The sequence below is a fragment of the Pantoea sp. X85 genome (genome assembly GCF_029623675.1).
Taxonomy (GTDB): Bacteria; Pseudomonadota; Gammaproteobacteria; order Enterobacterales; family Enterobacteriaceae; genus Pantoea; species Pantoea leporis.
In genome coordinates, this window is record NZ_CP121108.1 from 2584905 (window position 1) to 2608546 (window position 23642).

At 58.2% G+C, this 23642-nt stretch carries 14 protein-coding genes and 1 tRNA gene; 3 read left to right on the forward strand and 12 right to left on the reverse strand.

Going from position 1 to position 23642, the window contains the following annotated elements:
- The first annotated feature begins 175 nt into the window (after window positions 1-175).
- A complete protein-coding gene (locus P6287_RS12060) occupies window positions 176-4228 on the forward strand; it encodes an Ig-like domain-containing protein (RefSeq protein ID WP_277973767.1) in 4053 nt (1350 codons plus the stop codon).
- A gap of 249 nt (window positions 4229-4477) precedes the next feature.
- On the forward strand, window positions 4478-9448 hold the full coding sequence (locus P6287_RS12065) for an Ig-like domain-containing protein (protein ID WP_277973768.1): 4971 nt from the start codon (window positions 4478-4480) through the stop codon (window positions 9446-9448).
- A gap of 196 nt (window positions 9449-9644) precedes the next feature.
- On the opposite strand, the gene P6287_RS12070 is transcribed toward P6287_RS12065, so the two are convergent.
- From P6287_RS12070 to P6287_RS12095, 6 genes are all read right to left on the reverse strand, one after another.
- On the reverse strand, window positions 9645-10490 hold the full coding sequence (locus P6287_RS12070; protein ID WP_277973769.1) for a GNAT family N-acetyltransferase: 846 nt from the start codon (window positions 10488-10490) through the stop codon (window positions 9645-9647).
- 114 nt (window positions 10491-10604) lie between these two features.
- Complete coding sequence (gene cbl, locus P6287_RS12075) at window positions 10605-11564, reverse strand: HTH-type transcriptional regulator Cbl (RefSeq protein ID WP_101762578.1); 960 nt, start codon at window positions 11562-11564, stop codon at window positions 10605-10607.
- 352 nt (window positions 11565-11916) lie between these two features.
- On the reverse strand, window positions 11917-12834 hold the full coding sequence (nac, locus tag P6287_RS12080) for a nitrogen assimilation transcriptional regulator NAC (protein WP_101763422.1): 918 nt from the start codon (window positions 12832-12834) through the stop codon (window positions 11917-11919).
- Window positions 12835-13403: 569 nt separating this feature from the next.
- Window positions 13404-14435 carry an ABC transporter permease gene (locus tag P6287_RS12085; RefSeq protein ID WP_101763421.1) on the reverse strand — a complete coding sequence of 344 codons (1032 nt, stop codon included), beginning with the start codon at window positions 14433-14435 and terminating at the stop codon, window positions 13404-13406.
- Between the two features lie 14 nt (window positions 14436-14449).
- Window positions 14450-15934 (reverse strand): sugar ABC transporter ATP-binding protein, encoded by a 1485-nt coding sequence (locus P6287_RS12090; protein ID WP_101763420.1) that lies wholly within the window; start codon window positions 15932-15934, stop codon window positions 14450-14452.
- 33 nt (window positions 15935-15967) lie between these two features.
- On the reverse strand, window positions 15968-16891 hold the full coding sequence (locus P6287_RS12095; protein ID WP_110866691.1) for a sugar ABC transporter substrate-binding protein: 924 nt from the start codon (window positions 16889-16891) through the stop codon (window positions 15968-15970).
- Between the two features lie 507 nt (window positions 16892-17398).
- Between P6287_RS12095 and P6287_RS12100 the strand changes: the two genes are divergently transcribed.
- Window positions 17399-17474 (forward strand) — tRNA-Asn (locus P6287_RS12100).
- Between the two features lie 768 nt (window positions 17475-18242).
- Here P6287_RS12100 and P6287_RS12105 read toward each other — a convergent pair.
- The 6 genes from P6287_RS12105 to P6287_RS12130 form a co-directional block, all read right to left on the reverse strand.
- The gene (locus tag P6287_RS12105) at window positions 18243-18575 is read right to left on the reverse strand and encodes a type II toxin-antitoxin system PemK/MazF family toxin (protein WP_277973770.1); all 333 of its coding nucleotides are present in this window, start codon (window positions 18573-18575) and stop codon (window positions 18243-18245) included.
- Window positions 18576-18833 carry an antitoxin gene (locus P6287_RS12110; RefSeq protein WP_075808466.1) on the reverse strand — a complete coding sequence of 86 codons (258 nt, stop codon included), beginning with the start codon at window positions 18831-18833 and terminating at the stop codon, window positions 18576-18578. It lies immediately after the preceding gene.
- 417 nt (window positions 18834-19250) lie between these two features.
- Entirely contained in the window at window positions 19251-20555 is a 1305-nt protein-coding gene (locus P6287_RS12115; protein ID WP_277973771.1) for an NtaA/DmoA family FMN-dependent monooxygenase, read from the reverse strand.
- Between the two features lie 11 nt (window positions 20556-20566).
- Entirely contained in the window at window positions 20567-21766 is a 1200-nt protein-coding gene (locus P6287_RS12120) for a M20 family metallopeptidase (protein WP_277973772.1), read from the reverse strand.
- A 97-nt stretch (window positions 21767-21863) separates the two neighbouring features.
- Window positions 21864-22520, reverse strand: a complete 657-nt coding sequence (locus P6287_RS12125; protein ID WP_192233454.1) for a methionine ABC transporter permease — start codon at window positions 22518-22520, stop codon at window positions 21864-21866.
- Window positions 22501-23631 carry an ATP-binding cassette domain-containing protein gene (locus P6287_RS12130; RefSeq protein WP_277973773.1) on the reverse strand — a complete coding sequence of 377 codons (1131 nt, stop codon included), beginning with the start codon at window positions 23629-23631 and terminating at the stop codon, window positions 22501-22503. Before P6287_RS12130 ends, P6287_RS12125 begins: the two co-directional genes overlap by 20 nt.
- Between the last annotated feature and the right edge of the window lie 11 nt (window positions 23632-23642).

A 23642-nucleotide genomic window follows, 5' to 3' on the forward strand; every position in this document is an offset into this window, starting at 1 on the left:
CAGGGGTTTTGGCATTGTGCCCCCGCCCGCCGCTGCGCCGCTCCAGGAATTTTCCTCCTTTGCAGACGGTTCTTGATACGGGCCCGTTACGCGCTGCTCTACCATTCCCGCCGCCGTGCGATGTCGCGTTGACCGCGCCGCACCACCTTTGACAACACAATTATGGACGATACCTATGAATGACTTATTAGCCCGCAGCCCGGTGTTCTATCGCGAAAGCGCCGACGGCAGACTGGTGTTTGGTAACAAAACCGCGCTGGAGCCCGGCGGCTTTATCGAGCTGGTGATTGGCACCGACACCTTCCGCGTCCCGGTGGACGACAAAGGCTTTTACCGCTGGGAGGCGCCGACGCCCTACGCCGACGGCGAGTACAGCTTCTCCATCCGCCACTTTGACGCCGCCGGCAACCGCAGCACGCCGACCCTCGGCACCGTGATTGTCGACACTACCCCGCCGGCCGCGCCCGACCTGATTAACCTTTACGACGACCAGGGCGCCGTGACCGGCAGCTTTGACGCCGGCAAAGCCACCGACGATAAACGCCCGACGCTGACCGGCATCGCGCAGAAAGGCAGCACCGTTTACCTGCTCAACGACAAAAATGAAAAAATCGGCAGCGCGGTGGCGGACAAGGTCACCGGCAAGTGGGTGATAGAGCCATCGCAGGACCTGAAAGACGGCGTTAACAGCCTGCGCCTGATGGCCGAAGAGACCTTCGGCGGCAAGCTGCGCGCCGGCACGCCTTCTCAGGCGTTTGACATCGTGATTGCCGGCGACGACGTCAAGGTTACCATCACCGACGCGCTTGACGACGCGGGCAGCTTCACCGGCTCGCTCGGCCACGGCGCGCTCACCGACGACGCCACCCCGACCCTGCGCGGCGAAGTCTCCGCCGGCAGCACCGTTATCGTCTATTACCGCCTCGCCGGCAGCCCGACCTGGGCCGGCAGCGCCACCGCCACCGTCAGCGGCGAGACCTGGAGCTGGACGCCGGGCAGCAACCTGCCCGACGGCCGCTATGAGTTCCAGGCCAGCACCGGCGAGGTCGCCTCGGTGCTGTTTGAGCTGGAAATCGCCGGCACCGCCGGCATCGCCCAGCGCACCCGCATTGAGTCCGTGACGGACGACTTCGGCCCCGTCACCGGCCCGCTGGCAAACGGCGCGATGACCGATGACGCCACGCCGACCTTCCAGGGCCGCGCGGAGGCCAACAGCCAGGTGTTGATTCGCTACACGCTGGCGGGCGGCGCGGCCGCTTCCGTCACGGTTAACGCCGACAGCACCGGCCACTGGCGCTGGACGCCGGGCAACGACCTGGCCACCGGTCAGTGGACGTTTGACGTGAAGTCGCAGGGCCAGTCCGGCTGGAACGACAGCTTCACGCTGACCATCAACCCGGACGCCGACCGCAACGCCACCATCGACAGCGCCTGGGATGACGCGGGTCCCAACACCGGCAGCCTGAGCAGCGGCAGCAGCACCGACGACACCACGCCGACCCTGCGCGGCAGCGGCCCGGCGAACGGCAGCATCACGCTGCGCTATAAGCTGGGTTCGGGCGAGTACGCCTCCACCACGGTGAACGTGGACAATTCAGGCCACTGGACGTGGACGCCGTCCGCGCTGGCGAAGGGCAGCTGGACCTTCGAGGTACAGAAGGCCGGCCAGAGCGACTGGAGCAGCTTTACGCTCACCGTCGATCCCACGCTGGACCGCAACGCGACCATTAACGGCGCCTACGATGATTTTGGAACCGTTAAGGGCATTATCGCTAACGGCGGCATCACCGACGACGCCACCCCAACCCTGAACGGCAGCGGCCCGGCGAACAGCGTGATTTCGCTGCGCTATAAGCTCGGCAGCGGCGGCTACGCCTCCACCACCGTAAACGTGGATGCGGCCGGCAACTGGACCTGGACGCCGTCCGCGCTGGCCAGCGGCAAATGGACCTTTGAGGTGCAGAAGCCCGGCCAGAACGGCTGGAGCAGCTTCACGCTGACCGTTGACCCGACCGTGGACCGTAAACCGACCATCGACAGCGCCTGGGATGACGTCGGCCCCACCACCGGCCTCATCAGCAACGGCGGCACCACCGACGACAGTACGCCAACCCTGCGCGGCACCGGCCCGGCGAACAGCACCATACTGCTGCGCTACTTCCGCCTGGCCACCCTGGTTGAAGGCACCATCAAAGTGGACGCCAGCGGCAACTGGACGTGGACCGCGCCGGAGCTTACCGACGGCAACTGGACCTTTGAGGTGAAAAAAGAGGGGCAGCACGAGTGGAGCAGCTATGAGCTGAACATTGACTCCAGCGCCGACCGCTACCCGACCATCGACAGCGCCTGGGATGACGCGGGCCCGGTCACCGGCAGCCTGAGCAGCGGCAGCAGCACCGACGACACCACGCCGACCCTGCGCGGCAGCGGCCCGGCCAACAGCACCATCACGTTACGCTATAAGCTGGACGGCGGCAGCTACGCCTCCACCACGGTGAACGTGGACAGTGCAGGCAAGTGGACGTGGACCCCGTCCGCACTGGCGAAAGGCAGCTGGACCTTTGAGGTACAGAAGGCCGGCCAGAGCGGCTGGAGCAGCTTCCAGCTCACCGTCGATCCGGCGCTGGACCTGAAGCCAACCATCGACGGCGCCTGGGACGATTTCGGCGCGGTGACCGGCAGCCTGGCGAGCGGTGACACCACCGACGACAGCACGCCGACCCTGCGCGGGCGCGGCGTGGCCGGCAGCGTGATTTACTTCCAGAGCGGTACGTGGGACGGCGCGTGGTACGACGCGGGCAGCACCGTGGTGAAAGCCGACGGCAGCTGGGAGTGGACCTCGCCGGCGCTGAGCCACAGCAACACCTGGGAGTTCCGGGCGATGGCCAGACTCGACGGCGCTGAGAGCGACTGGAGCGGCAAGTTTGTGCTGGAGTACAACAACCCGGCGCCGACCATTACCGATGCGTTTGATGATTTTGGTGCCGAGACCGGCAGCCTCGCCAGCGGCGACACCACTGATGACAACACGCCAACCCTGCGCGGTACCGCGCCGGCCGACAGCGTGGTGATGATCCGTGCGCAGTATGCGTCGGGTGAGACAACTTACAGCGTCAAGGCGGATGCGGATGGGAAGTGGAGCTGGACGCCGGATAAGGGTCTGGCGAAAGGGGACTGGGATTTTCAAGTCAAAAATGCTGGTTCAGAACGCTGGGGAGATATATTCGAGTTGAATATAACGAAAGAGTATTTGGGGGGGGGCGGAATTTATGATTTTGAAAATAAACAATTAGGCCCAGCCCCAGTTAGGGTAGTTGAACTTATGGAAGGTAATAAAACATTTATAGAGTTTTATTATTTACATAAAAATAAATTTGAAAGCTCAGGAAACATCGTTACTAGACCTGATGGTGCTCCAGAAGGTTGGGGGGATAAATCATTTGTATTTACAAAGCCTGGAAAGATTTATTTTTATTCCTCTCAACAACCTGGTGTTCCTGAAGGCAGCGGCGGCATTACCGAATTAGGCTTTGACATTTGGAATAGCAGCAAGGAAGATATAACCTTTTCACATTATGATGGATCCAGTAATAACTATGTTGAAATAACTGTCAGAGCTGGAGAAAAATTCACCTTTAGTTCATTGGACTATTTAGATCCTAATTATCCAAAAAATCCCATCAATTATATTGAACTTAAGGAATATGTGCCGGGAGTTTATATTGACAACATATATACCGTCGTGGTGACTGCAGATGACAAACGATTTTTATCTGACCAACCCGAAAACATCGTCCACTTTTTAGACGGTATTGACGAATTAACCGACCACGCCATCACCGGCAGTGAAACCCAGGTTGATACCCTGCAATTAACCGGTAAAGATCAGCTGCTCGATTTAACTCAGCATCAGGCAGAGATTCAATCGGTGGAGATCTTTGATATTCGCGGCAGCGGGGATAATACGCTGAAAATTGATCTGGAGGCGCTGCTGCATTACGGCGAAAAAGATCTGTTTATCGAAGACGGTAAAACCCAGCTGATGGTGAACGGCGATGCCGGTGACGTGGTGCAGCTGAAAGATATTCTGCCGGAAGGCAGCGATATCAGCGAATGGCAGCATCAGCAGGGCACCGTGACGGTCGCGGGCGTGGAGTACGAGGTGTACAGCCACGGCGATGACGCGGAACTGCTGGTGCAGCAGGGGGTGAAAACCGAGCTGATTTAACGGTTAGATCGTTGCAGGTTTGTCTGGAAAGCCACCGAAATTCGGTGGCTTTTTTTTGCTGTTTATCAGCACGTTCAGGGGTTTTGGCATTGTGCCCCGCCCGGCACTGCGCCGCTCCAGGAATTTTCCTCCTTTGCAGACGGTTCTTGATACGGGCCCGTTACGCGCTGCTCTACCATTCCCGCCGCCGTGCGATGTCGCGCAGTCCGCGCCGCACCTCCTTTGACAACACAATTATGGACGATACCTATGAATGACTTATTAGCCCGCAGCCCGGTGTTCTATCGCGAAAGCGCCGACGGCAGACTGGTGTTCGGCAACAAAACCGCGCTCGAGCCCGGCGGCTTTATCGAGCTGGTGATTGGCACCGACACCTTCCGCGTCCCGGTGGACGACAAAGGCTTTTACCGCTGGGAGGCGGCGACGCCCTACGCCGACGGCGAGTACAGCTTCTCCATCCGCCACTTTGACGCCGCCGGCAACCGCAGCACGCCGACCCTCGGCACCGTGATTGTCGACACTACCCCGCCGGCCGCGCCCGACCTGATTAACCTTTACGACGACCAGGGCGCCGTGACCGGCAGCTTTGACGCCGGCAAAGCCACCGACGATAAACGCCCGACGCTGACCGGCATCGCGCAGAAAGGCAGCACCGTTTACCTGCTCAACGACAAAAATGAAAAAATCGGCAGCGCGGTGGCGGACAAGGTCACCGGCAAGTGGGTGATAGAGCCATCGCAGGACCTGAAAGACGGCGTTAACAGCCTGCGCCTGATGGCCGAAGAGACCTTCGGCGGCAAGCTGCGCGCCGGCACGCCTTCTCAGGCGTTTGACATCGTGATTGCCGGCGACGACGTCAAGGTTACCATCACCGACGCGCTTGACGACGCGGGCAGCTTCACCGGCTCGCTCGGCCACGGCGCGCTCACCGACGACGCCACCCCGACCCTGCGCGGCGAAGTCTCCGCCGGCAGCACCGTTATCGTCTATTACCGCCTCGCCGGCAGCCCGACCTGGGCCGGCAGCGCCACCGCCACCGTCAGCGGCGACAGCTGGAGCTGGACGCCGGGCAGCAACCTGCCCGACGGCCGCTATGAGTTCCAGGCCAGCACCGGCGAGGTCGCCTCGGTGCTGTTCGAGCTGGAAATCGCCGGCACCGCCGGCATCGCCCAGCGTACCCGCATTGAGTCCGTGACGGACGACTTCGGCCCCGTCACCGGCCAGCTGGCTAACGGCGCGATGACCGATGACGCCACGCCGACCTTCCAGGGCCGCGCGGAGGCCAACAGCCAGGTGGTGATCCGCTACACGCTGGCGGGCGGCGCGGCCGCTTCCGTCACGGTTAACGCCGACAGCACCGGCCACTGGAACTGGACGCCGGGCGTCAGCCTGGCCACCGGTCAGTGGACGTTTGACGTGAAGTCGCAGGGCCAGTCCGGCTGGAACGACAGCTTCACGCTGACCATCAACCCGGACGCCGACCGCAACGCCACCATCGACAGCGCACTGGACGACTTCGGCCCGGTCACCGGCAGCCTGAGCAGCGGCAGCAGCACCGACGACACCACGCCGACCCTGCGCGGCAGCGGCCCGGCGAACGGCGCCATCACGCTGCGCTATAAGCTGGGTTCGGGCGAGTACGCCTCTACCACGGTGAACGTGGACAATTCAGGCCACTGGACGTGGACGCCGTCCGCGCTCGCCAAAGGCAGCTGGACCTTCGAGGTACAGAAAGCCGGCCAGAGCGGCTGGAGCAGCTTCACGCTCACCGTCGATCCGGCGCTGGACCTGAAGCCCAGCATCGACGGCGCCTGGGACGATTTTGGCGCGGTGACCGGCAGCCTGAAGAGCGGTGACGCCACCGACGACAGCACGCCAACCCTGCGCGGCAAGGGCGTGGCCGGCAGCGTGATTTACTTTCAGAGCGGCACGTCCGGCGGTGCCTGGTACGACGCGGGCAGCACCGTGGTAAAAGCCGACGGCAGCTGGGAGTGGACCTCGCCGGCGCTGAGCAGAAACGGCACCTGGGAGTTCCGCGCCAAAGCCAGCCACGGCGGCGTCGACAGCACCTGGACCGGCAAGTTCATCCTTAAATACACCGCCGCGGAGGCGCCGGCCATCACCGACGCGCTGGACAACGCCGGCCCGGTGACCGGCAGCCTAAGCAGCGGCAGCAGCACCGACGACACCACGCCAACCCTGCGCGGCAGCGGCCCGGCGAACAGCACCATCACGCTGCACTACAAAACGGACGGCGGCAGCTACGCCTCCACCACCGTGAACGTGGACAGCACCGGCCACTGGACGTGGACGCCGTCCGCGCTGGCGAAAGGCAGCTGGACCTTTGAGGTGCAGAACGCTGGCGAGAGCGGCTGGAACAGCTTCACGCTGACCATCGACCCGGACCTGGACCGCTATCCGACCATCGACAGCGCCTGGGATGACGCGGGCCCCAGCACCGGCAGCCTGAGCAGCGGCAGCAGCACCGACGACACCACGCCGACCCTGCGCGGCAGCGGCCCGGCGAACAGCGTGATTACGCTGCGCTATAAGCTCGGCAACGGTGGCTACACCTCCATCACGGTGAACGTGGACAGCAGCGGCCACTGGACGTGGACCCCGTCCGCGCTGGCGAAGGGCAGCTGGACCTTTGAGGTGCAGAAGACCGGCCAGAGCGACTGGAGCAGCTTTACACTCACCGTCGATCCCACGCTGGACCGCAACGCGACCATTAACGGCGCCTACGATGATTTTGGAACCGTTAAGGGCATTATCGCTAACGGCGGCATCACCGACGACGCCACCCCAACCCTGAACGGCAGCGGCCCGGCGAACAGCGTGATTTCGCTGCGCTACAAGCTCGGCAGCGGCGGCTACGCCTCCACCACCGTGAACGTGGATGCGGCCGGCAACTGGACCTGGACGCCGTCCGCGCTGGCCAGCGGCAAGTGGACCTTTGAGGTGCAGAAGCCCGGCCAGAGCGGCTGGAGCAGCTTCACGCTGACCATCGACCCGACCGTGGACCGTAAACCGACCATCGACAGCGCCTGGGATGACGTGGGCCCCACCACCGGCCTCATCAGCAACGGCGGCACCACCGACGACAGCACGCCAACCCTGCGCGGCAGCGGCCCGGCCAACAGCACCATTCTGCTGCGCTACTTCCGCCTGGCCACCCTGTTTGATGGCACCATTAAAGTGGACGCCAGCGGCAACTGGACGTGGACCGCGCCACAGCTGGAGGACGGCAACTGGACCTTTGAAGTGAAAAAAGAGGGGCAGCATGAGTGGAGCAGCTATGAGCTGAACATTGACTCCAGCGCCGACCGCTACCCGACCATCGACAGCGCCTGGGATGACGCTGGCCCCAACACCGGCAGCCTGAGCAGCGGCAGCAGCACCGACGACGCCACGCCAACCCTGCGCGGCAGCGGCCCGGCGAACAGCACCATCACGCTGCGCTATAAGCTGGACGGCGGCAGCTACGCCTCCACCACGGTGAACGTGGACAGCGCAGGCAAGTGGACGTGGACGCCGTCCGCGCTGGCGAAAGGCAGCTGGACCTTTGAGGTACAGAAGGCCGGCCAGAGCGGCTGGAGCAGCTTCACGCTGACCGTCGATCCGGCGCTGGACCTCAAGCCGACCATCGACGGTGCCTGGGACGATTTTGGTGCGGTGACCGGCAGCCTGAAGAGCGGTGATATCACCGACGACAGCACGCCGACCCTGCGCGGGCGCGGCGTGGCCGGCAGCGTGATTTACTTCCAGAGCGGCACGTGGGACGGCGCGTGGGAAAACGCCGGCAGCACCGTGGTGAAAGCCGACGGCAGCTGGGAGTGGACCTCGCCGGCGCTGAGCCATAACACCACCTGGGAGTTCCGGGCGTTAGCCAGACTCGACGGCGCCGAGAGCGACTGGAGCGGGAAATTTGTGCTGGAGTACAACAACCCCGCGCCGACCATTACCGACGCGTTTGATGATTTTGGTGCCGAGACCGGCAGCCTCGCCAGCGGCGACACCACCGATGACCAGACGCCAACCCTGCGCGGCACCGCGCCAGCGGACAGCGTGGTGATGATCCGTGCGCAGCATGCGTCGGGTGAGACAACTTACAGCGTGCAGGCAGATGCGGATGGGAAGTGGAGCTGGACGCCGGATAAAGGTCTGGCGAAAGGGGACTGGGATTTCCAGGTTAAACAATCCGAAGCGGAGAACTGGGAGGAATCATTTGAGCTAAATATCACAAAAGATTACTCAGGCGTTTGGGGAATACTTGATTTTGAAAATTTGCCAAAAAGTAATTTTAGACATGGGTCAATGTTGACTTTCAATGAAAATTCCAAAATAACATTCTCTGACGGAGACACTAAAAATTATTTTGCACATATAGTCAATACACCTGACGACGCACCTAATGGCTGGGGTGATCAATGTCTTTATTTTTCAGGAAAAGGGGAATTGATCGCTTGGCTAGAAAAACCATCATGGAAAAGTGGTAAAATTTCGGAGCTTGGATTTAGCATTTGGAATAGTAGCAGTCAGGATACTACATTTACAGTTTATTATGGCCAAGGTATAAATAATGATGGTGCATTTGATGTTATTGTCAAGGCTGGGGAAAGCTTTTCATTCGACAGCGCAGATTATTTAGGCACTAGTACTCTCTATAGATTTATCATGTTGGAAATTAATAATTATCATGATGGAATTTATTTTGATAATATATTTACGGTTGAACACCCCATGCCCATTTCTTTAATGGATTCTGACGAACCCGAAAACATCGTCCACTTCCTCAACGGCATCGACCAATTAACCGATCACCCCATTACCGGCAGTGAAACCCAGGTTGATACCCTGCAATTAACCGGTAAAGATCAGCTGCTCGATTTGTCTCAGCATCAGGCAGAGATTCACTCGGTGGAGATTTTTGATATTCGCAGCAGCGGGGACAATACGCTGAAAATTGATCTGGATGCGCTGCTGCATTACGGCGAAAAAGATCTGTTTATCGAAGACGGTAAAACCCAGCTGATGGTCAATGGCGATGCCGGCGACGTGGTGCAGCTGAAAGATATTCTGCCGGAAGGCAGCGATATCAGCGAATGGCAGCATCAGCAGGGCACGGTGACGGTCGCGGGCGTGGAGTACGAGGTGTACAGCCACGGCGATGACGCGGAACTGCTGGTGCAGCAGGGGGTGAAAACCGAGCTGATTTAACGGTTAGATCGTTGCAGGTTTATCTGGAAAGCCACCGAAATTCGGTGGCTTTTTTTGTTGTTTACCCACTCAGAAACTTCAGGCATCGCGCCCCGGCTGGCATTGCGCGATAAATCGCGCCGCTACGTTGTGCGGCGATCACGACACACAGCATCCGCCGCGACGGCACCGGCATCGCACCCCTTGCCACTCGGCATCATCCCATCGCCTGCGTCATCAACCCATAAGCCTGCATCGCGCCGGGCTGCGGTATCCATGGCGTGCCGCGCACCATGATGGTGGGCGCATCCACCTGCTCCAGACCCAGGGTTTTCAGCCATGGCGCCAGCGGTAACGCGGCGTCGGTATCGATGCGCACAAACTCGCCGCGCAGGGTTTGCATCAGGGCGGCAATCATGGTTTGCGCGCTCGCCAGATTCAACGCAATCACCGGGCCAATCGACCAGCCGTGACCAAACCGGCGCAGGCTGGCAACCCCCTCCACGCGCTGCTGCGCATCCAGCAATATCAGGGTTTGTGCAGCGGCAATCAGGTGGGTGATTAACGCGGGGCGCCACAGGCCGTGCGCCTGGTGATCGAGGGCGGTTAACTGTTGTGCCTCTGCGGGCAGCGCGGGACGCAGCGTGAATCCGGCGGGCACCGTTAACGCCGGCACCGCCGCCAGCGCGCGCGTTTGATGCTGCAGGATCTGGCCCGTCACCGCAAAACCGAGTTTCTGATACAGCGGTTTGCCGCTCTCAGTGGCGTGCAGCCGCAGCCGGTAATCAGGGAATTGTTCCAGCAGCGCCAGCATCAACTGTTTGCCGATGCCCTGCCCTTGCCAGCGTGGGCTGACGATGACGAGTCCGATGGTGGCCGCCTGCTCACCCCAGCGAAACCCCAGCGCGCTGCCGGCGTAGTCGCCCTGATGTTCAGCCACCGTGCCTGCGCCGAACGTCAGCGCCTGCTGCCAGTCTTCGCGGCGATGCGGCCAGTGCAGTTGCTGCGTGAGGGCAACGCCGGAATCGATGTCGCGTGGCGTCATAGCGCGTAGCCTGATCATGTTTGCTCCTGATGTGCGGGAAATGCCCTTGTCTTTAGCACATTTCAGGGCGGGGATGAAAGCGGAAACGCGGTTGTGTGGCGGTGCGGCTGGGTTGCGCCGCACCGTGCTGGATTAAATCTGGAAGTCGATGGCCGGTTCGTTTTCGGTTTCGTAGGAGAGCGCCTGCCGCTTGATCTCCTCCAGCGACAGGTTGGCATTACAGAGTTCGAGGAACTGCCAAACGTAATTGCGTTGCAGCTGGCCGCGCTTCAGGCCGAGCCACACGGTATTGGCATCGAATAGATGATGGGTGTCGATTTTCACCAGATCTTCGCCTTCGTAAATATCGCACGCCTGATCGGCAAGAATCCCCACGCCAAGTCCGAGTTCCACGTAGGTTTTCACCACGTCAGAATCCTGCGCGCTGAGCACGATATCCGGGCGCAGACCGGCGGCCTGGAATGCCCGATCCACCCGCGAACGGCCGGTAATGCCCTGACGATAGGTGATTAACGGATAGCGGCTCAGGCTGGCGAGCGTGATGGGCTGCTGCTGTAACAGTTCATGATCGTGCGGTACCAGCAGCGAGTGATGCCAGCTGAACCACGGGAACGCCGCAAGACTGCTGTTGTTCACCAGCTGCTCGGAGGCGATACCGATATCGGCTTCACCGGCCAGCAGCATGGCGACGATCTCCTGCGGCGATCCCTGATTCAGCTCAAGGCGCACGTTGGGATAGAGCTGGCGAAACGCTTTGATCACGCGCGGCAGGCTGTAACGCGCCTGGGTGTGCGTGGTGGCGATGGTCAGCACGCCGCTGGTTTCATTGGTAAACACATCCGCTAAGCGGCGTACTTTGCCCGCTTCATCAAGGATGCGCTCAGCAATGGTCAACAGCGCCTTGCCCGGTTCGGTCATGCCTAACAGTCGCTTGCCACGACGAATAAAGATTTCTACGCCCAGTTCATCTTCCAGATCGCGAATATGGCGGCTGACTCCGGATTGGGAGGTAAACAGCGTATTTGCCACTTCGGTCAGGTTGAACTCGCAACGGGCCGCTTCACGTATAATTTTAAGTTGCTGGAAATTCACACCCTTTTCTCCTGGTTCCTGCCCCTGTTTCGTCCATGTTATGAAGTTGGTGTCATCGCAACAAATAATAAAAAACGGTGTGTTATGCGGAATAGTAATAAGGAGTCGTTTGAAGGACGCCCTCACCCCAACCCGCTCCCGCAAGCGAGCGAGGGAGCTGATCGAGCGGTTGGTTGGTGAGGTGATCATTGTTGCTAAATATGCGCTGGATCGGTCCCCGCTCCCGCAAGCGGGCGAGGGAGTTGATCGAGCGGTTGGTTGGTGAGGTGATTTATTTGGCTAATATAGGCTGGATCGGTCCCCTCTCCCATTGATGGGAGAGGGTTAGGGTGAGGGAAAAAGTGCGCTTAACTCATCCCACCAGCATCAATTCGCGGTCCTCTACCGCTGGCTTATTCAGCAGCGACAGCAGAATATTCTTCACGGCCTGCGCCGATGGCGACAGCGGCAGACGCGCCGAGATGTTCAGCGACAGCGGCAGATTGAGTGACGGGCTGTTAATGCGCGCCATCCACGCATGGGTTGAACTCACCAGCGCCCGCGCCGCAGATTCCGGCAGCACCGTCACGCCCATGCCGCTGGACACCGCCGCTGTCAGCGTCGAAATGGATTCGATTTCGCCAATGATGCGCGCGCTCAGACGACGCAGCGAGAACGCTTCATCGACACGTTTACGCACCGCGCTGTAATCGCGTGGCAGGAACAGGCTCATCTGCGCCACATCGGCCAGATCGACCGTCGCACCCGGGCACGCCGTTGCACCCACCAGATAGAGCTCTTCTTTCATTAAGGGAATGCTGTTGATGCCCGCCGTTGGCGCACGGTCGTAAAGCACTGCCATATCCAGCTGGCCGTTCATCACTTTTTCATTGAGCGAGGTGCCGCTGTTTTCATGCAGATACACCAGCACATCCGGGAACTGCTCACGCACCGTGTGCAGCAGCGGCATGGTGAGCGAAGATGCGGCGGTGCCCGGCGCTAAACCAATCGAAACCTGGCCGTTCAGTGCCTGGCCGGCGTTGATCACCGCCGTTTGCGCCTGTTCACACTGGCGCAGAATGGTGCGAGCGTGGGCATACAGAATTTTTCCGGCTTCAGTGGGCGTCACGCCGCGCTTGGTGCGGATCAGCAATTGCTGATCGAGTTCATTTTCCAGCGTCGCCACCTGCTGGCTAAGCGCAGGCTGCGCGATGTGCAGCACTTCTGCTGCCTGAGTCAGGCTGCCGATATCGACGATTTTTACAAAATATTTGAGTCGTCTTAAATTCATGTTGCCTCCGTCAATCCCCGAATACCCAGTTGGGTGTTTCAGCCTGCTGGCTTGTGGGAATGAAGTTGCAATATGTAGGCCAGGTTTGTTCGCGATGCAAAATTGCGTTGCCAGATTTTTCCTAACGGCACGGAAAATAAGCGTTTGTGATTACCTCTAAGGAGTTAATAAGCGTGGGCGATGACGTGATTCGCGTGAGCTTTAAACAGCATGCACCGCCGTGGGGCAGAAAATGCGAGTCAGGCGTGCAAAAAAGTGATGACTGGATGAGCAGGTTTGGTGCAGAAAACACAGAAAGTGAACAGAAACGGCGGGAATAGAACAAAACGAGCGGGAAAGAAGGAGGTTAGCCAGCTGGAAAACTTATGTGGCGGGCGGTGCGCGTTGTCCCTCACCCTAACCCTCTCCCGCGCGCGGGAGAGGGAACCGACCGAGCACAATGTCACTACGCAAAATAATTCGCGCTGTAGCAAGGCGGCAAGAAAATTCAGCCCCGGGAGCATAGTTAACTATGTAACCGGGGGGAATTTTCGCAGCCAACGCCGCTACAGCGTTAAGTATGAAGCGTATTAGCGTTTTTTACGGTTTCTGTGCATATCAATAGAAACCGCTGCGACGATGATGATGCCTTTGATGATGTCCTGCACGTAAGCATCAACACCGACAAAGGTGAAGCCGCTCTTGATCAGGCCAAGAATCACTGCACCAATCAGCGTACCGGTGATGCGCCCCACGCCGCCCATCAGGCTGCTGCCGCCAATAACCGCTGCGGCGATGGCATCCAGTTCGTACGCCATCCCCATGCTGGACTGGCCGCTACTGACGCGCGCCGCCAGCACCACACCCGCCAGGCCAGAGAGCGCACCGGCGATGGTGTAGACGATGATCAGGTACTTATTAACGTTGATACCGGACACTTTGGCGGAGGTCATGTTGCCGCCAATCGCGTAGACATATTTGCCGTAGCGAGTGTGTTTTAGTGCGATGTGGAACAGGAACGCCACCACCAGGAAGATAATGACTGGCATCGCGCCCTGGCCGATGGAGGTGAAGCCATCTGACAGGAAGCTAATCGGGTTACCCTGCGTGTAGTACTGCGCCAGACCGCGTGCCGACACCATCATGCCGAGCGTGGCGATAAACGGCGGAATACCGGTTTTGGTGATCAGCACGCCATTCATTACACCGCACAGCAGCCCTACGCCAATCCCGGCGACGATGGGAATCACCGCAGGCAGGTTCACCAGCGAGGGATACATCGGTGACAGGCTGTCTGAAGTTTGCGCCAGACTGGCCGCCACCACCGCGGTGAGGGCAATAACCGAACCGGATGACAGGTCAATACCGGTGGTGATGATGACCTGGGTCACGCCCACTGCGATAATACCGATGATCGCCACCTGCAGAATAATCAGCACCAGGCGGTTGGTGTTCATCAGGAAAGATTGGTCACGTACATACCAACCGGCAATTTCAAAAATCAGGGCAATGCCTACCATCACGACAAAAATACCGGTGTCTTTTGGCAACTTGTGACGCAAATTGCCAAAGAAAGAACTCTGTTCTGCGGCCTGCGGGGCCGTAATTTTTACGTTACTCATAGGTGTCTCACGCCTCACTCGGATGCCAACGACAAAATGGATTCCTGATTGGCCTCTTCTTTATCGAGGATGCCGGTTATACGTCCGCCGTGCATAACCATCACGCGGTCGCTCATGCCGAGAATTTCTGGCAGTTCGGACGACACCATAATGATGGCCACGCCGCGATTCGCCAGTTCACTGATCAAGCGATAAATCTCTGCTTTTGCCCCCACGTCGATACCGCGCGTGGGTTCGTCGAGAATCAGGATCTTCGGTTGCGCCAGCAGCCAGCGGGCAATCAGCACCTTCTGCTGGTTACCGCCGCTGAGGTTATTGATGATCTGATCCATGGTGGGAGTTTTGATGTTCAGCTTGCGAATCTGATCCATGCAGTCCTGCGCCATTTTGATGTGGCTGACAAAACCGCTTTTATGGGTGTAATCGGGCATGTTGACGATGCTCATGTTCTCCATCACCGACAACACCAGGAACAGCCCCGACTTTTTACGGTCTTCGGTCAGGAACGCCATGCCCTTCTCTATCGCCGTTGACGGCGAATCGATCTTGACCGGCACGCCATCAATCAGGATTTCACCGCTGTCGAAACTCTCCATGCCGAACAGGCTTTCCATCACTTCGCTGCGTCCGGCACCCACCAATCCCGCTACGCCGAGGATTTCGCCCTTGCGCACCGTGAAGTTGATGTCGGTGAAGCGATCTTTGCAGGTGAGATTGCGCACCGTCAGCACATCCCCACCGATTTCACCGTTGAATTTCGGGAACAGCTGGGTTAATTCACGGCCCACCATTTGCGTAATCAGTGACTGACGCGTGTATTCGCTGGTGCTGTTGCTGCCGACCCACGATCCGTCACGGAAAATACTGATCTCATCGGTAATGGTGAAAATCTCATCCATCTTATGGCTGATATAGATGATGGCTTTGCCCTGCTCACGCAGGTCGCGGATGATCGTGAACAGGTGCGCCACTTCGGTTTCCGTCAGTGCGGAGGTCGGTTCATCCATAATCACGATGTCCGAATTCCATGACACCGCTTTGGCGATTTCCACCATCTGCTGCGACGCAATACTCAACTCGCCAACCAGACGATCGGCTTTCAAACGGATATTGAGTTTGTTCAGCAGTTCCTGCGTCTGTTTGTTCAGCTTGCCATGGTCAACAAAGCCGTACTTCATCGGTTCGCGGCCGAGCCAGATGTTCTCGGCCACGGTCATGTAAGGCACCAGATTGAGTTCCTGGTGAATCATGGAGATGCCGGAACGCAGCGCATCCATGGTGTCCTGAAACTGCACCGGCTCCCCTTTAATGCGAATGGTGCCCTTATCGGGACGATACATCCCGATAAGGCATTTCATTAAAGTGGATTTGCCCGCGCCATTTTCACCCATCAGGGCATGTACCGACCCCGGTTTAATACGCAGTGAGACATTGTCGAGTGCCTTCACTCCGGGGAAGAACTTGCTGATGCCTTCGGCTTCAAGCGCAAAAGCGGTCATACATCACCTCCGTACGGCTGAGTCGGTTACGTTTTATTTCTGGTTCTGACTGGCGAATTTTTCGTAGTTATCTTTGGTAATCAGCTGGAACGGGATATCGACGACTTTCTGCACTTTCTCGCCGTTAATCAGCTTGACCGCCGTTTGTACCGCGCCTTCGCCCTGACCTTTCGCATCCTGGAAGACCGTGGCGACCATTTTGTCGTTCTTGATCATCTGCAGTGCGTCCGGCGTACCATCCACACCCGCGACGAGGATGTGATTCGGGTTTTTACCCAGCGCCTGCAGCGCACCGATTGCCATTTCATCGTTGTTAGAGGCAATCGCCTGAATGTCATCGCCCGCGGTCAGCCAGTTACTCACCACGTCCACCGCATCATTACGGGTGAATTTAGCAGTTTGTTTCTGCACAACTTTAATGCCCGGATATTTGGCGACCACCGCTTCCACACCTTTGGTGCGTTCACGGGTGGATTCGTTAGCCAGGTCACCCAGCAGAATCGCCACGTTGCCTTTACCGTTCATCTTTTTAGCTAGCGCTTCCATTTGCAGACGGCCCGCCAGTTCAGAATCCGAACCGACAAACGCCATTTTGTCTTTCAACTCGCCTGCCGGTTTACGGTTGACGAACACCAGCGGCACGCCGGCTTTCGCTGCGGCATCCACCAGCGGTTTCACCGCGTTGGTATCCACTGGGTTAACAATGATGGCGTCAACGCCCTGACCAATGAAGTTCTGCACCTGCTGCAGCTGCTGTGCCACGTCGCCTTTGGCGTCTTCAACCTGGCCTTTGATGTTGTCTTTTTGCATCTCTTTCTGCATTGCGTTGCGCAGAATAGTGAGGAAGTTGTCGTCGAACAGCGCCATAGAAACGCCTACCTGAAGGTCTTTTGCCATCACGGCGGCAGGTAACATGCAAACTAACAGGGAAGTTAATAACGCTTTTTTGAATTTCATAGGTAACCCTTCTTATTCGTTAACATGCTCAGGTTGGCTGAGACCGCGAATGAAAAATATCTTTTACATTCACCCAACGTCGCTGGCGTTTTTTTTGTGGTTGTAGAGGTAAGGCTTCTGGTCTAACGCTATCGGTTTACTGCATCTTTTCTGTGTAACTTGCTACTAATCAGCCAGTTATTTTCGAAATGCCGTTTCAGATGACACAACTCATTTCGCCGGTGATGATTAGCAGTTCATTTATTTCATCTAACTTGCATTTGAAACTTTCATCATAAAAGCACTGAAATGATTGTTTTAAAATCGGCAAATAACAAAACTTTGACATGCATCTAACATCTCAAAGGAATTGCGTTTAAAGTGAGATCTTGCTGGCAGTTTAGAATCTGATCATTCAAGGCAGAAAAGCAGCATTCCGCTGCTTTTACGCGCACTTAAACCAAAAGTGTGCAGTCGGGCTTTGACAATGGGGATCGGCATCGCTAATATGCGCCTCGTTCACACGATTCCTCTGTAGTTCAGTCGGTAGAACGGCGGACTGTTAATCCGTATGTCACTGGTTCGAGTCCAGTCAGAGGAGCCAAATTTAGAGAAGCCCGCTTAGGAAACTAAGCGGGCTTTTTGCTTTTTATGCGCCGGGGCGGTCGCTGTTGAGGTGTGGTGGGGCTTCGGTTGTGCTCTCTGAGCAGCGGCCCGCCTTAGCGGGTCATCCCCCGGATCGTCCTGATTCCCCTCTGGTATCGGTTCATGTTCTCCTTTTTGGTTAAATGGCCTGAAAAGGCGGTGTCAGGATCCAGCCGTGAGCTGGCGCAGTTGAGTTTTCTGGTGCAGGTCGAAAAGGCTGCGTGCGTCACTTCCCGCTCTGCGCGGTTAAAGTGGCGCACTGGACTGGTGCAGTGTCTGAAAATTTATTGTTGGTGCAGTTTTACGACCACGCAGCAGGAAAGCCTTGCGGCAATGCAGGCCGCAGTCCGTAAGGTAAAAGGCGCTGAGGGTACAGGTTAGCCAGGAGAATTCCGGCACGGTGCAAATTCAGACTAGCAGGCTGGCGCAGTAAAGGACGTATCGTGTTAAAACTCGGGCCTTCGTCGCGATGTTCTGCGACCCGGTGTTTGCAGAGGTCTGCACCGGTAAACGGATCAAGCGTCCTGATAACAGGCGCTTCTTTCAGGTTGTGAAGCGTTGGGCGCTGTCTACGACAGCATAGAGCAAGGGGGAGACTACGCCAGTGCCGCTGGCGGGGGAAAGGAGAAACTGTTTTTACCTGCAAAAAATTTTTTAATCACTTGTTGTTATAAAAAATGAGGGCGCTGTATGTGACAGCGCCCTCGTTCAGGTTACATAAAAAATATCAGCTTAGAATGGCTTCCAGTCGAGCCAGCACCTCATTCACGACAGCGTCGGGTATACGCTCCAGTCGCTTACCATTTCGGGCTCCCATATCAATGGTTCTGGGCTGGTCGCAGCGGATCACGCCCGTTGTTTTTGTTCCCGCCCCGTCCAGTGAAACGGTGAAACCGGCTTCGCGAGCAAAGTTTCCGCCGCTGGTCACAGGGACAACAACGGGCAACCGGGTGAGCGTGTTAAATGATGCCTTCGATACGATAAGCACCGGACGTTTTCCGCTTTGCTCGTGGCCGGCAATCGGATCCAGTGAAACAAGCCAGATTTCCCCTCTGTCCATTTACAGGATCTCCTTGCCCACCGCAGGCGCATCAATCCATTCCCGATCCTCTTCACTCATTTCGGCGTGCGGATCGCACTGCGCCAGCAGTTCCTCAAGCGAATAACGGGGCCGTTTCTGGGGTTCAATAATCAGGCAGCCATTATCAATAGTCATACCCACTTCGCTGCCCATCGACAGCTCCAGCGTTTTCAGTACGGCGGGGGGAACCGCCAGCATGATGGATCCGCCGACCTTTTTCAGGCGAGTTGTATACATAGAGCACCTCCTGATATTATATTTTAATATAACATCTACAGCAGGCGATGCACAATTATTCATCTGATTCATTGTGATTTCCTTAGCGTAATAAAGCGTGAAGAAAGCCTTAATCCATCGAAGGACAGATCCAGCCGTTTTCAAAGGCGGCGTTGCCGATAAAACGGCGACCATCCTGATACATAAGGCGCTTCTTTCAGGTCATGAAGCATTTTGTACAGGCGGGAGCTTAGTGCGGAACAAGGAAGGCCGATAATAGAAAACTGTTTTTGCAGTTCAAAGGATTATGACGGATCGGATAAACAAAATGCGGCGCAGCTTCCGTAACCTTGCTTGCAGTGACTGAGCTTTAACTTGAAATGGCACTTCGTATGGCGACCGCCAACCAGATGCGCATAAGCGCGCACCTGGTTAGGGTTAATCGATAGCGTTTGGCAGCGGAGCCAGCTCCAGACTGCTGCGGAAATCGTTGCCGACATAATCGGTATCGATCAGCTGGCGGCGACGCAGTTCTGGCAGCAGGCCGTTGAGCAGCAAATCCTGCTGATCGGGCTGGCCGAGTCCATGCAACGAAATCACATCCAGCACGCCGGCGCGGTAGCGCTGTTCGATGGCATCGGCCAGGGTTTCTGGCGTACCGGCAACAAACCAGTGGCCGGTCTCTTCGGCTTTGATGATCAGCTCGCGCAGAGTTAATCCTTCCAGCGCATAGCCACGGAAAATGGCGGCGCGCCCCTGACGACGATGCACCTGCGCCAGTTCGGGAATTAACGCGGCGGGCAGCGGTTGGTCGAGCGGCACATCGCGCAGATCCACCTCGCCGCCCAGCATATCGGCCACGCGTAATCTGCCCTGTTCATAGTTGATGCGTTCATGCTTATCGCGCAGACGGCGCGCCACATCGGCGTCGCTGTCACCAATGATGGCGTGGAACGAGTTCATGATCAGCGGCGGATTATGTTCGCGGCCAAAACGTCGCGCCCGCTGCTGCACATCAGCCACGAAGGTTTGCGCGGCATCAAACGTGGGCTGCGAGGTGTAAATCACTTCGGCATAACGTGCGCCGAGCGTGACGCCCGCGTCGGATTGGCCCGCCTGGAACTGCACCGGACGGCGTTGTGGCGGCGGTGGCACGTTAAGTGGTCCCGCCACCTGGAAATAGTCGCCGCGATAGTGAATCGGATGCAGTTTGCTGTGGTCGAGACGAATACCGCCGCTGGCGGTGCGCTGCACTGCCGCGCGTTCGTTGGCGTCATACAGCGCGTTCATCACTTCAATAAATTCAGTGGCGCGCGCGTAGCGCTCCTGCGGTGGCGGCAGCTGGCTTTCACCGAAGTTCTCCTCACCTACCGATGACGTTACCGCGTTCCAGCCCGCGCGACCGCCGCTGATGTGATCGAGCGTGCCGACCTGACGCGCCAGATTATACGGATGCAGCCAGCTGGTGCTGACGGTAGCGATTAAACCGATGTGCGAAGTGACCTGGCTCAATGCCGCCAGCGCAATCAGCGGATCTTGCGTGCCGGTGGTGCCCGCTAATCCGGCCGCATCGGCCTGCAGCAAATCGGCGGTGAACAGGCCGGTGATTTTTTCGCGCTCGGCAATTTTCGCCAGTTCGATGGCGCGCGTGATGCCCACGCCAGGCTGGCTGTCATTGGCGGCGGAAATCACACTGCTGGCGCCGACCAGCGTTTTCAGTTTTCTGCGATAGGTTTGCGACACAACACTCTCCTTTATGGTTGTCGCGCGAAATCCGCTTTGACATGGTTTAAGGCGTCCGCATCGGTCAGCAGACGTAAGCCGGTGCGAGCCAGCACGCGCGCGCCAATCAGCAGCGCCTGATAGCCGCGCTCAGAGTTGGCCGCTTCACGGAAGGGCACGGTGTGGAAAATCAGATCGTCGGGGCCGATTTTCAGCCACGGATGCGCCGTCGGCACCGCGTGGCTAATGTCGCCAGCATCGGTGGAGACTCTGTTTTTCTGCGGCGAGAGATCAACCTGCTCGCCTGCCGCGGTGAACTCCTCCAGCAGCAAGGCATCCAGCGCTGAGTTGAGTTTGAAATCGCGCGGGCCAATCTGATGGTCAATCTCGACGCGCGCGCCGGTCGCCAGCGCCACGCCTTCAGCAATGGCACGCAGACGCGGCTCAAGGGATTCCACCACTTCGCGGCTGTCCGCGCGGATGTAGTAATGCGCGGAAGCGTATTCCGGGATCACGTTCGGGGCCTGGCCGCCGTTGGTAATAATGCCGTGCACGCGCACGCCATCCGGCAGTTGCTGACGCAACACGCTGATGCCGTTGTAGAGCAGCACCAGCGCATCCAGCGCGTTGATCCCCTCATGTGGCGCGCTGGCGGCGTGCGACGGCTTGCCGTAGAAGTGGAAATAGAGATGGTTATTGGCGAGCGTGGATTCAGTCAGGCGGGTTTTGCCCGAAGGATGCACCATCAGCGCCACATCGACATCTTTGAGGTAGCCGGCTTCAACAAAGCGTTTTTTCACGTTGCCTTTGGGTCCGCCCGGTCCGGCTAATCCGCCCTCTTCCGCGGGCGTGCCTAATACCACCACGCGTCCACCGGTTTGATCCAGCACCTGCGATAGCGTGATGGCCGCCGCCACGCTGGTGGTGCCAATCAGGTTATGACCGCAGGCGTGACCGATGCCGATCAGCGCGTCATATTCCGCGAGAAAAGCGATGGTGGGGCCCGGTTTGTCGCTGGTCTTCACCGCGTAGAACGCCGTTTCATGTCCGGCAACGTTGCGCGTGACCGCAAAGCCCTGAGCGCTGAGTAGTTGCGTGAGTTGCTCGCTGGCGAAATATTCGTTATTGCCGGTTTCAGGATTTTGGAATATCGCCTGCGATACCTTGAGGTAAGCGGCGCTGTGTTGTTCGAGGCTGTTTTCGAGCGTGAGCTGAAGTGGATTCAGCGACATGAGCATTCTCCTTTGGCAAAACAATGCGCAATAGATTGCGCCGCTACCGTAGATGCACCTATTCGTAGCGGCGCGATTTATCGCGCATCAGTGATAATCAATGGCGCTTATCAATACGCTGCACTAACCGGTCGCCGAGCCACTGAATGCCGCACACCAGCACAATCAGCACCGCGATCACCGCGATCATCACTGAGGTTTCAAAGCGCTGATAGCCATAACGGATCGCCAGATCGCCCAGTCCGCCTGCGCCAATCGCGCCGGCCATGGCCGAAGCACCAATTAGCGCCACCAGCGTAACCACAAACCCCGACAAGATGCCGGGCAGCGCTTCCGGGATCAGCACGTCCCAGACAATGCGCAGCTTGCTGGCGCCCATGGCGCGCACCGCATCAATCAGGCCGCGATCGACATCACGCAGCGACACTTCCGCCACGCGCGCGAAGTACGGCGTGGCGGTGATCGACAGCGGTACAATCGCGGCCCAGGTGCCGAGCGAGGTGCCGACCAGAAAACGGGTAAAGGGAATCAGCGCCACCAGCAGAATGATGAACGGCAGCGAGCGGAAGCTGTTGATGATCAGGCCCAGCACGCGATTAACGCCGCGATGTTCGGCGATGCCGCCGGGGCTGGTCATCACCAGAATCAGGCCGAGCGGCAAGCCCGCCACCAGCGAAAACAGGCCGGAAATCACCGTCATTAATACCGTTTCGCCTAACGCATTGAGTAAAAGATCAATCATGACTGGCGACATAACCCACCAACTCCACTTGAGCCTGCTGCGCCTGCAGCCAGCTGAGAATCTGTTGCTCGTCGGCCGCGTTGGCTGCCGGGAGCGCAATAAAGAAACGCACCACCGCGTAGTGCTGGATGTGATCGATGCCGCCCTGCAGCAGGCGGAATTTGCCCGGCAGCGCACCGGCAAAGCGGGTGAGCAGATCGCCCTGCGCATCGTCACCGGCAAAGTGCACGCTGTAGATGGCATCGCCCTGCTTGTCATCGCTGAGGCGCGCAGCAATATTTTCCGGCAGCTGCGGCAGCAAACCGCGCAGCAGCGTGCGCGTCAGGGCCGATTGCGGATGCGCAAACACCTGCCAAACCGGACCTTGTTCAATGATTTCACCGGCATCAATCACCGCCACGCGATGCGCCACGGATTTGATCACTTCCATCTCATGGGTAATCAGCAAAATGGTGATGCCGAGTTTTTGATTCAGGGATTTGAGCAGCGCCAGAATTGAGCGCGTGGTTTCCGGATCGAGCGCCGAGGTGGCTTCGTCGCACAGCAGCAGCGCCGGGCTGGCCGCCAGCGCGCGGGCAATGCCAACCCGCTGTTTTTGACCGCCGGATAACGCTGCCGGATAGCTTTGTGCTTTGTCCGCCAATCCCACCAGCGCCAGCAGTTCCGCCACGCGCTGCTGGCGTTGCGCTTTATCCATGCCGGCGATTTTCAGCGGCAGCGCGACGTTCTGCGCCACCGTTTTTGCTGATAACAGATTGAAGTGCTGGAACACCATGCCAACGCGGCTGCGCACCGTTTGCAGCTGTTTTTCTGACAGGCCGGTGATGTTACGGCCTTCGATTTCAATCACGCCTTCATCAGGTTGTTCCAGCCCGTTGAGACAGCGGATCAGCGTGGATTTCCCCGCGCCGCTGCGTCCGATCAGGCCAAGGATTTCGCCTTTCTGCACCGTCAACGAGATGTCGCGCAGCGCCTGGGTTTGTCCAAAACGACGTGACACACCTTGCAGGCGCACCACGCTGCCGCTGTCGCGAAACTTCACCTGCGCCTCGTCATGGGCACTTTCCGCCACGCCGCGTTTCACGGCGGTAAAGGGCGTTTCGGCTGCTGAGAATAACGTCATCTTGTTCGTTC

Excerpts from the sequence above, each read along its gene's own strand:
- P6287_RS12065 (WP_277973768.1), top strand. The coding sequence starts at position 4,478 with ATGAATGACTTATTAGCCCGCAGCCCGGTGTTCTATCGCGAAAGCGCC.
- P6287_RS12085 (WP_101763421.1), bottom strand. The coding sequence starts at position 14,435 with ATGAGTAACGTAAAAATTACGGCCCCGCAGGCCGCAGAACAGAGTTCT.
- P6287_RS12095 (WP_110866691.1), bottom strand. The coding sequence starts at position 16,891 with ATGAAATTCAAAAAAGCGTTATTAACTTCCCTGTTAGTTTGCATGTTA.
- P6287_RS12125 (WP_192233454.1), bottom strand. The coding sequence starts at position 22,520 with ATGTCGCCAGTCATGATTGATCTTTTACTCAATGCGTTAGGCGAAACG.
- P6287_RS12090 (WP_101763420.1), bottom strand. The coding sequence starts at position 15,934 with ATGACCGCTTTTGCGCTTGAAGCCGAAGGCATCAGCAAGTTCTTCCCC.
- P6287_RS12110 (WP_075808466.1), bottom strand. The coding sequence starts at position 18,833 with ATGTATACAACTCGCCTGAAAAAGGTCGGCGGATCCATCATGCTGGCG.
- P6287_RS12070 (WP_277973769.1), bottom strand. The coding sequence starts at position 10,490 with ATGATCAGGCTACGCGCTATGACGCCACGCGACATCGATTCCGGCGTT.
- P6287_RS12120 (WP_277973772.1), bottom strand. The coding sequence starts at position 21,766 with ATGTCGCTGAATCCACTTCAGCTCACGCTCGAAAACAGCCTCGAACAA.
- P6287_RS12105 (WP_277973770.1), bottom strand. The coding sequence starts at position 18,575 with ATGGACAGAGGGGAAATCTGGCTTGTTTCACTGGATCCGATTGCCGGC.
- P6287_RS12130 (WP_277973773.1), bottom strand. The coding sequence starts at position 23,631 with ATGACGTTATTCTCAGCAGCCGAAACGCCCTTTACCGCCGTGAAACGC.
- P6287_RS12060 (WP_277973767.1), top strand. The coding sequence starts at position 176 with ATGAATGACTTATTAGCCCGCAGCCCGGTGTTCTATCGCGAAAGCGCC.
- nac (WP_101763422.1), bottom strand. The coding sequence starts at position 12,834 with ATGAATTTAAGACGACTCAAATATTTTGTAAAAATCGTCGATATCGGC.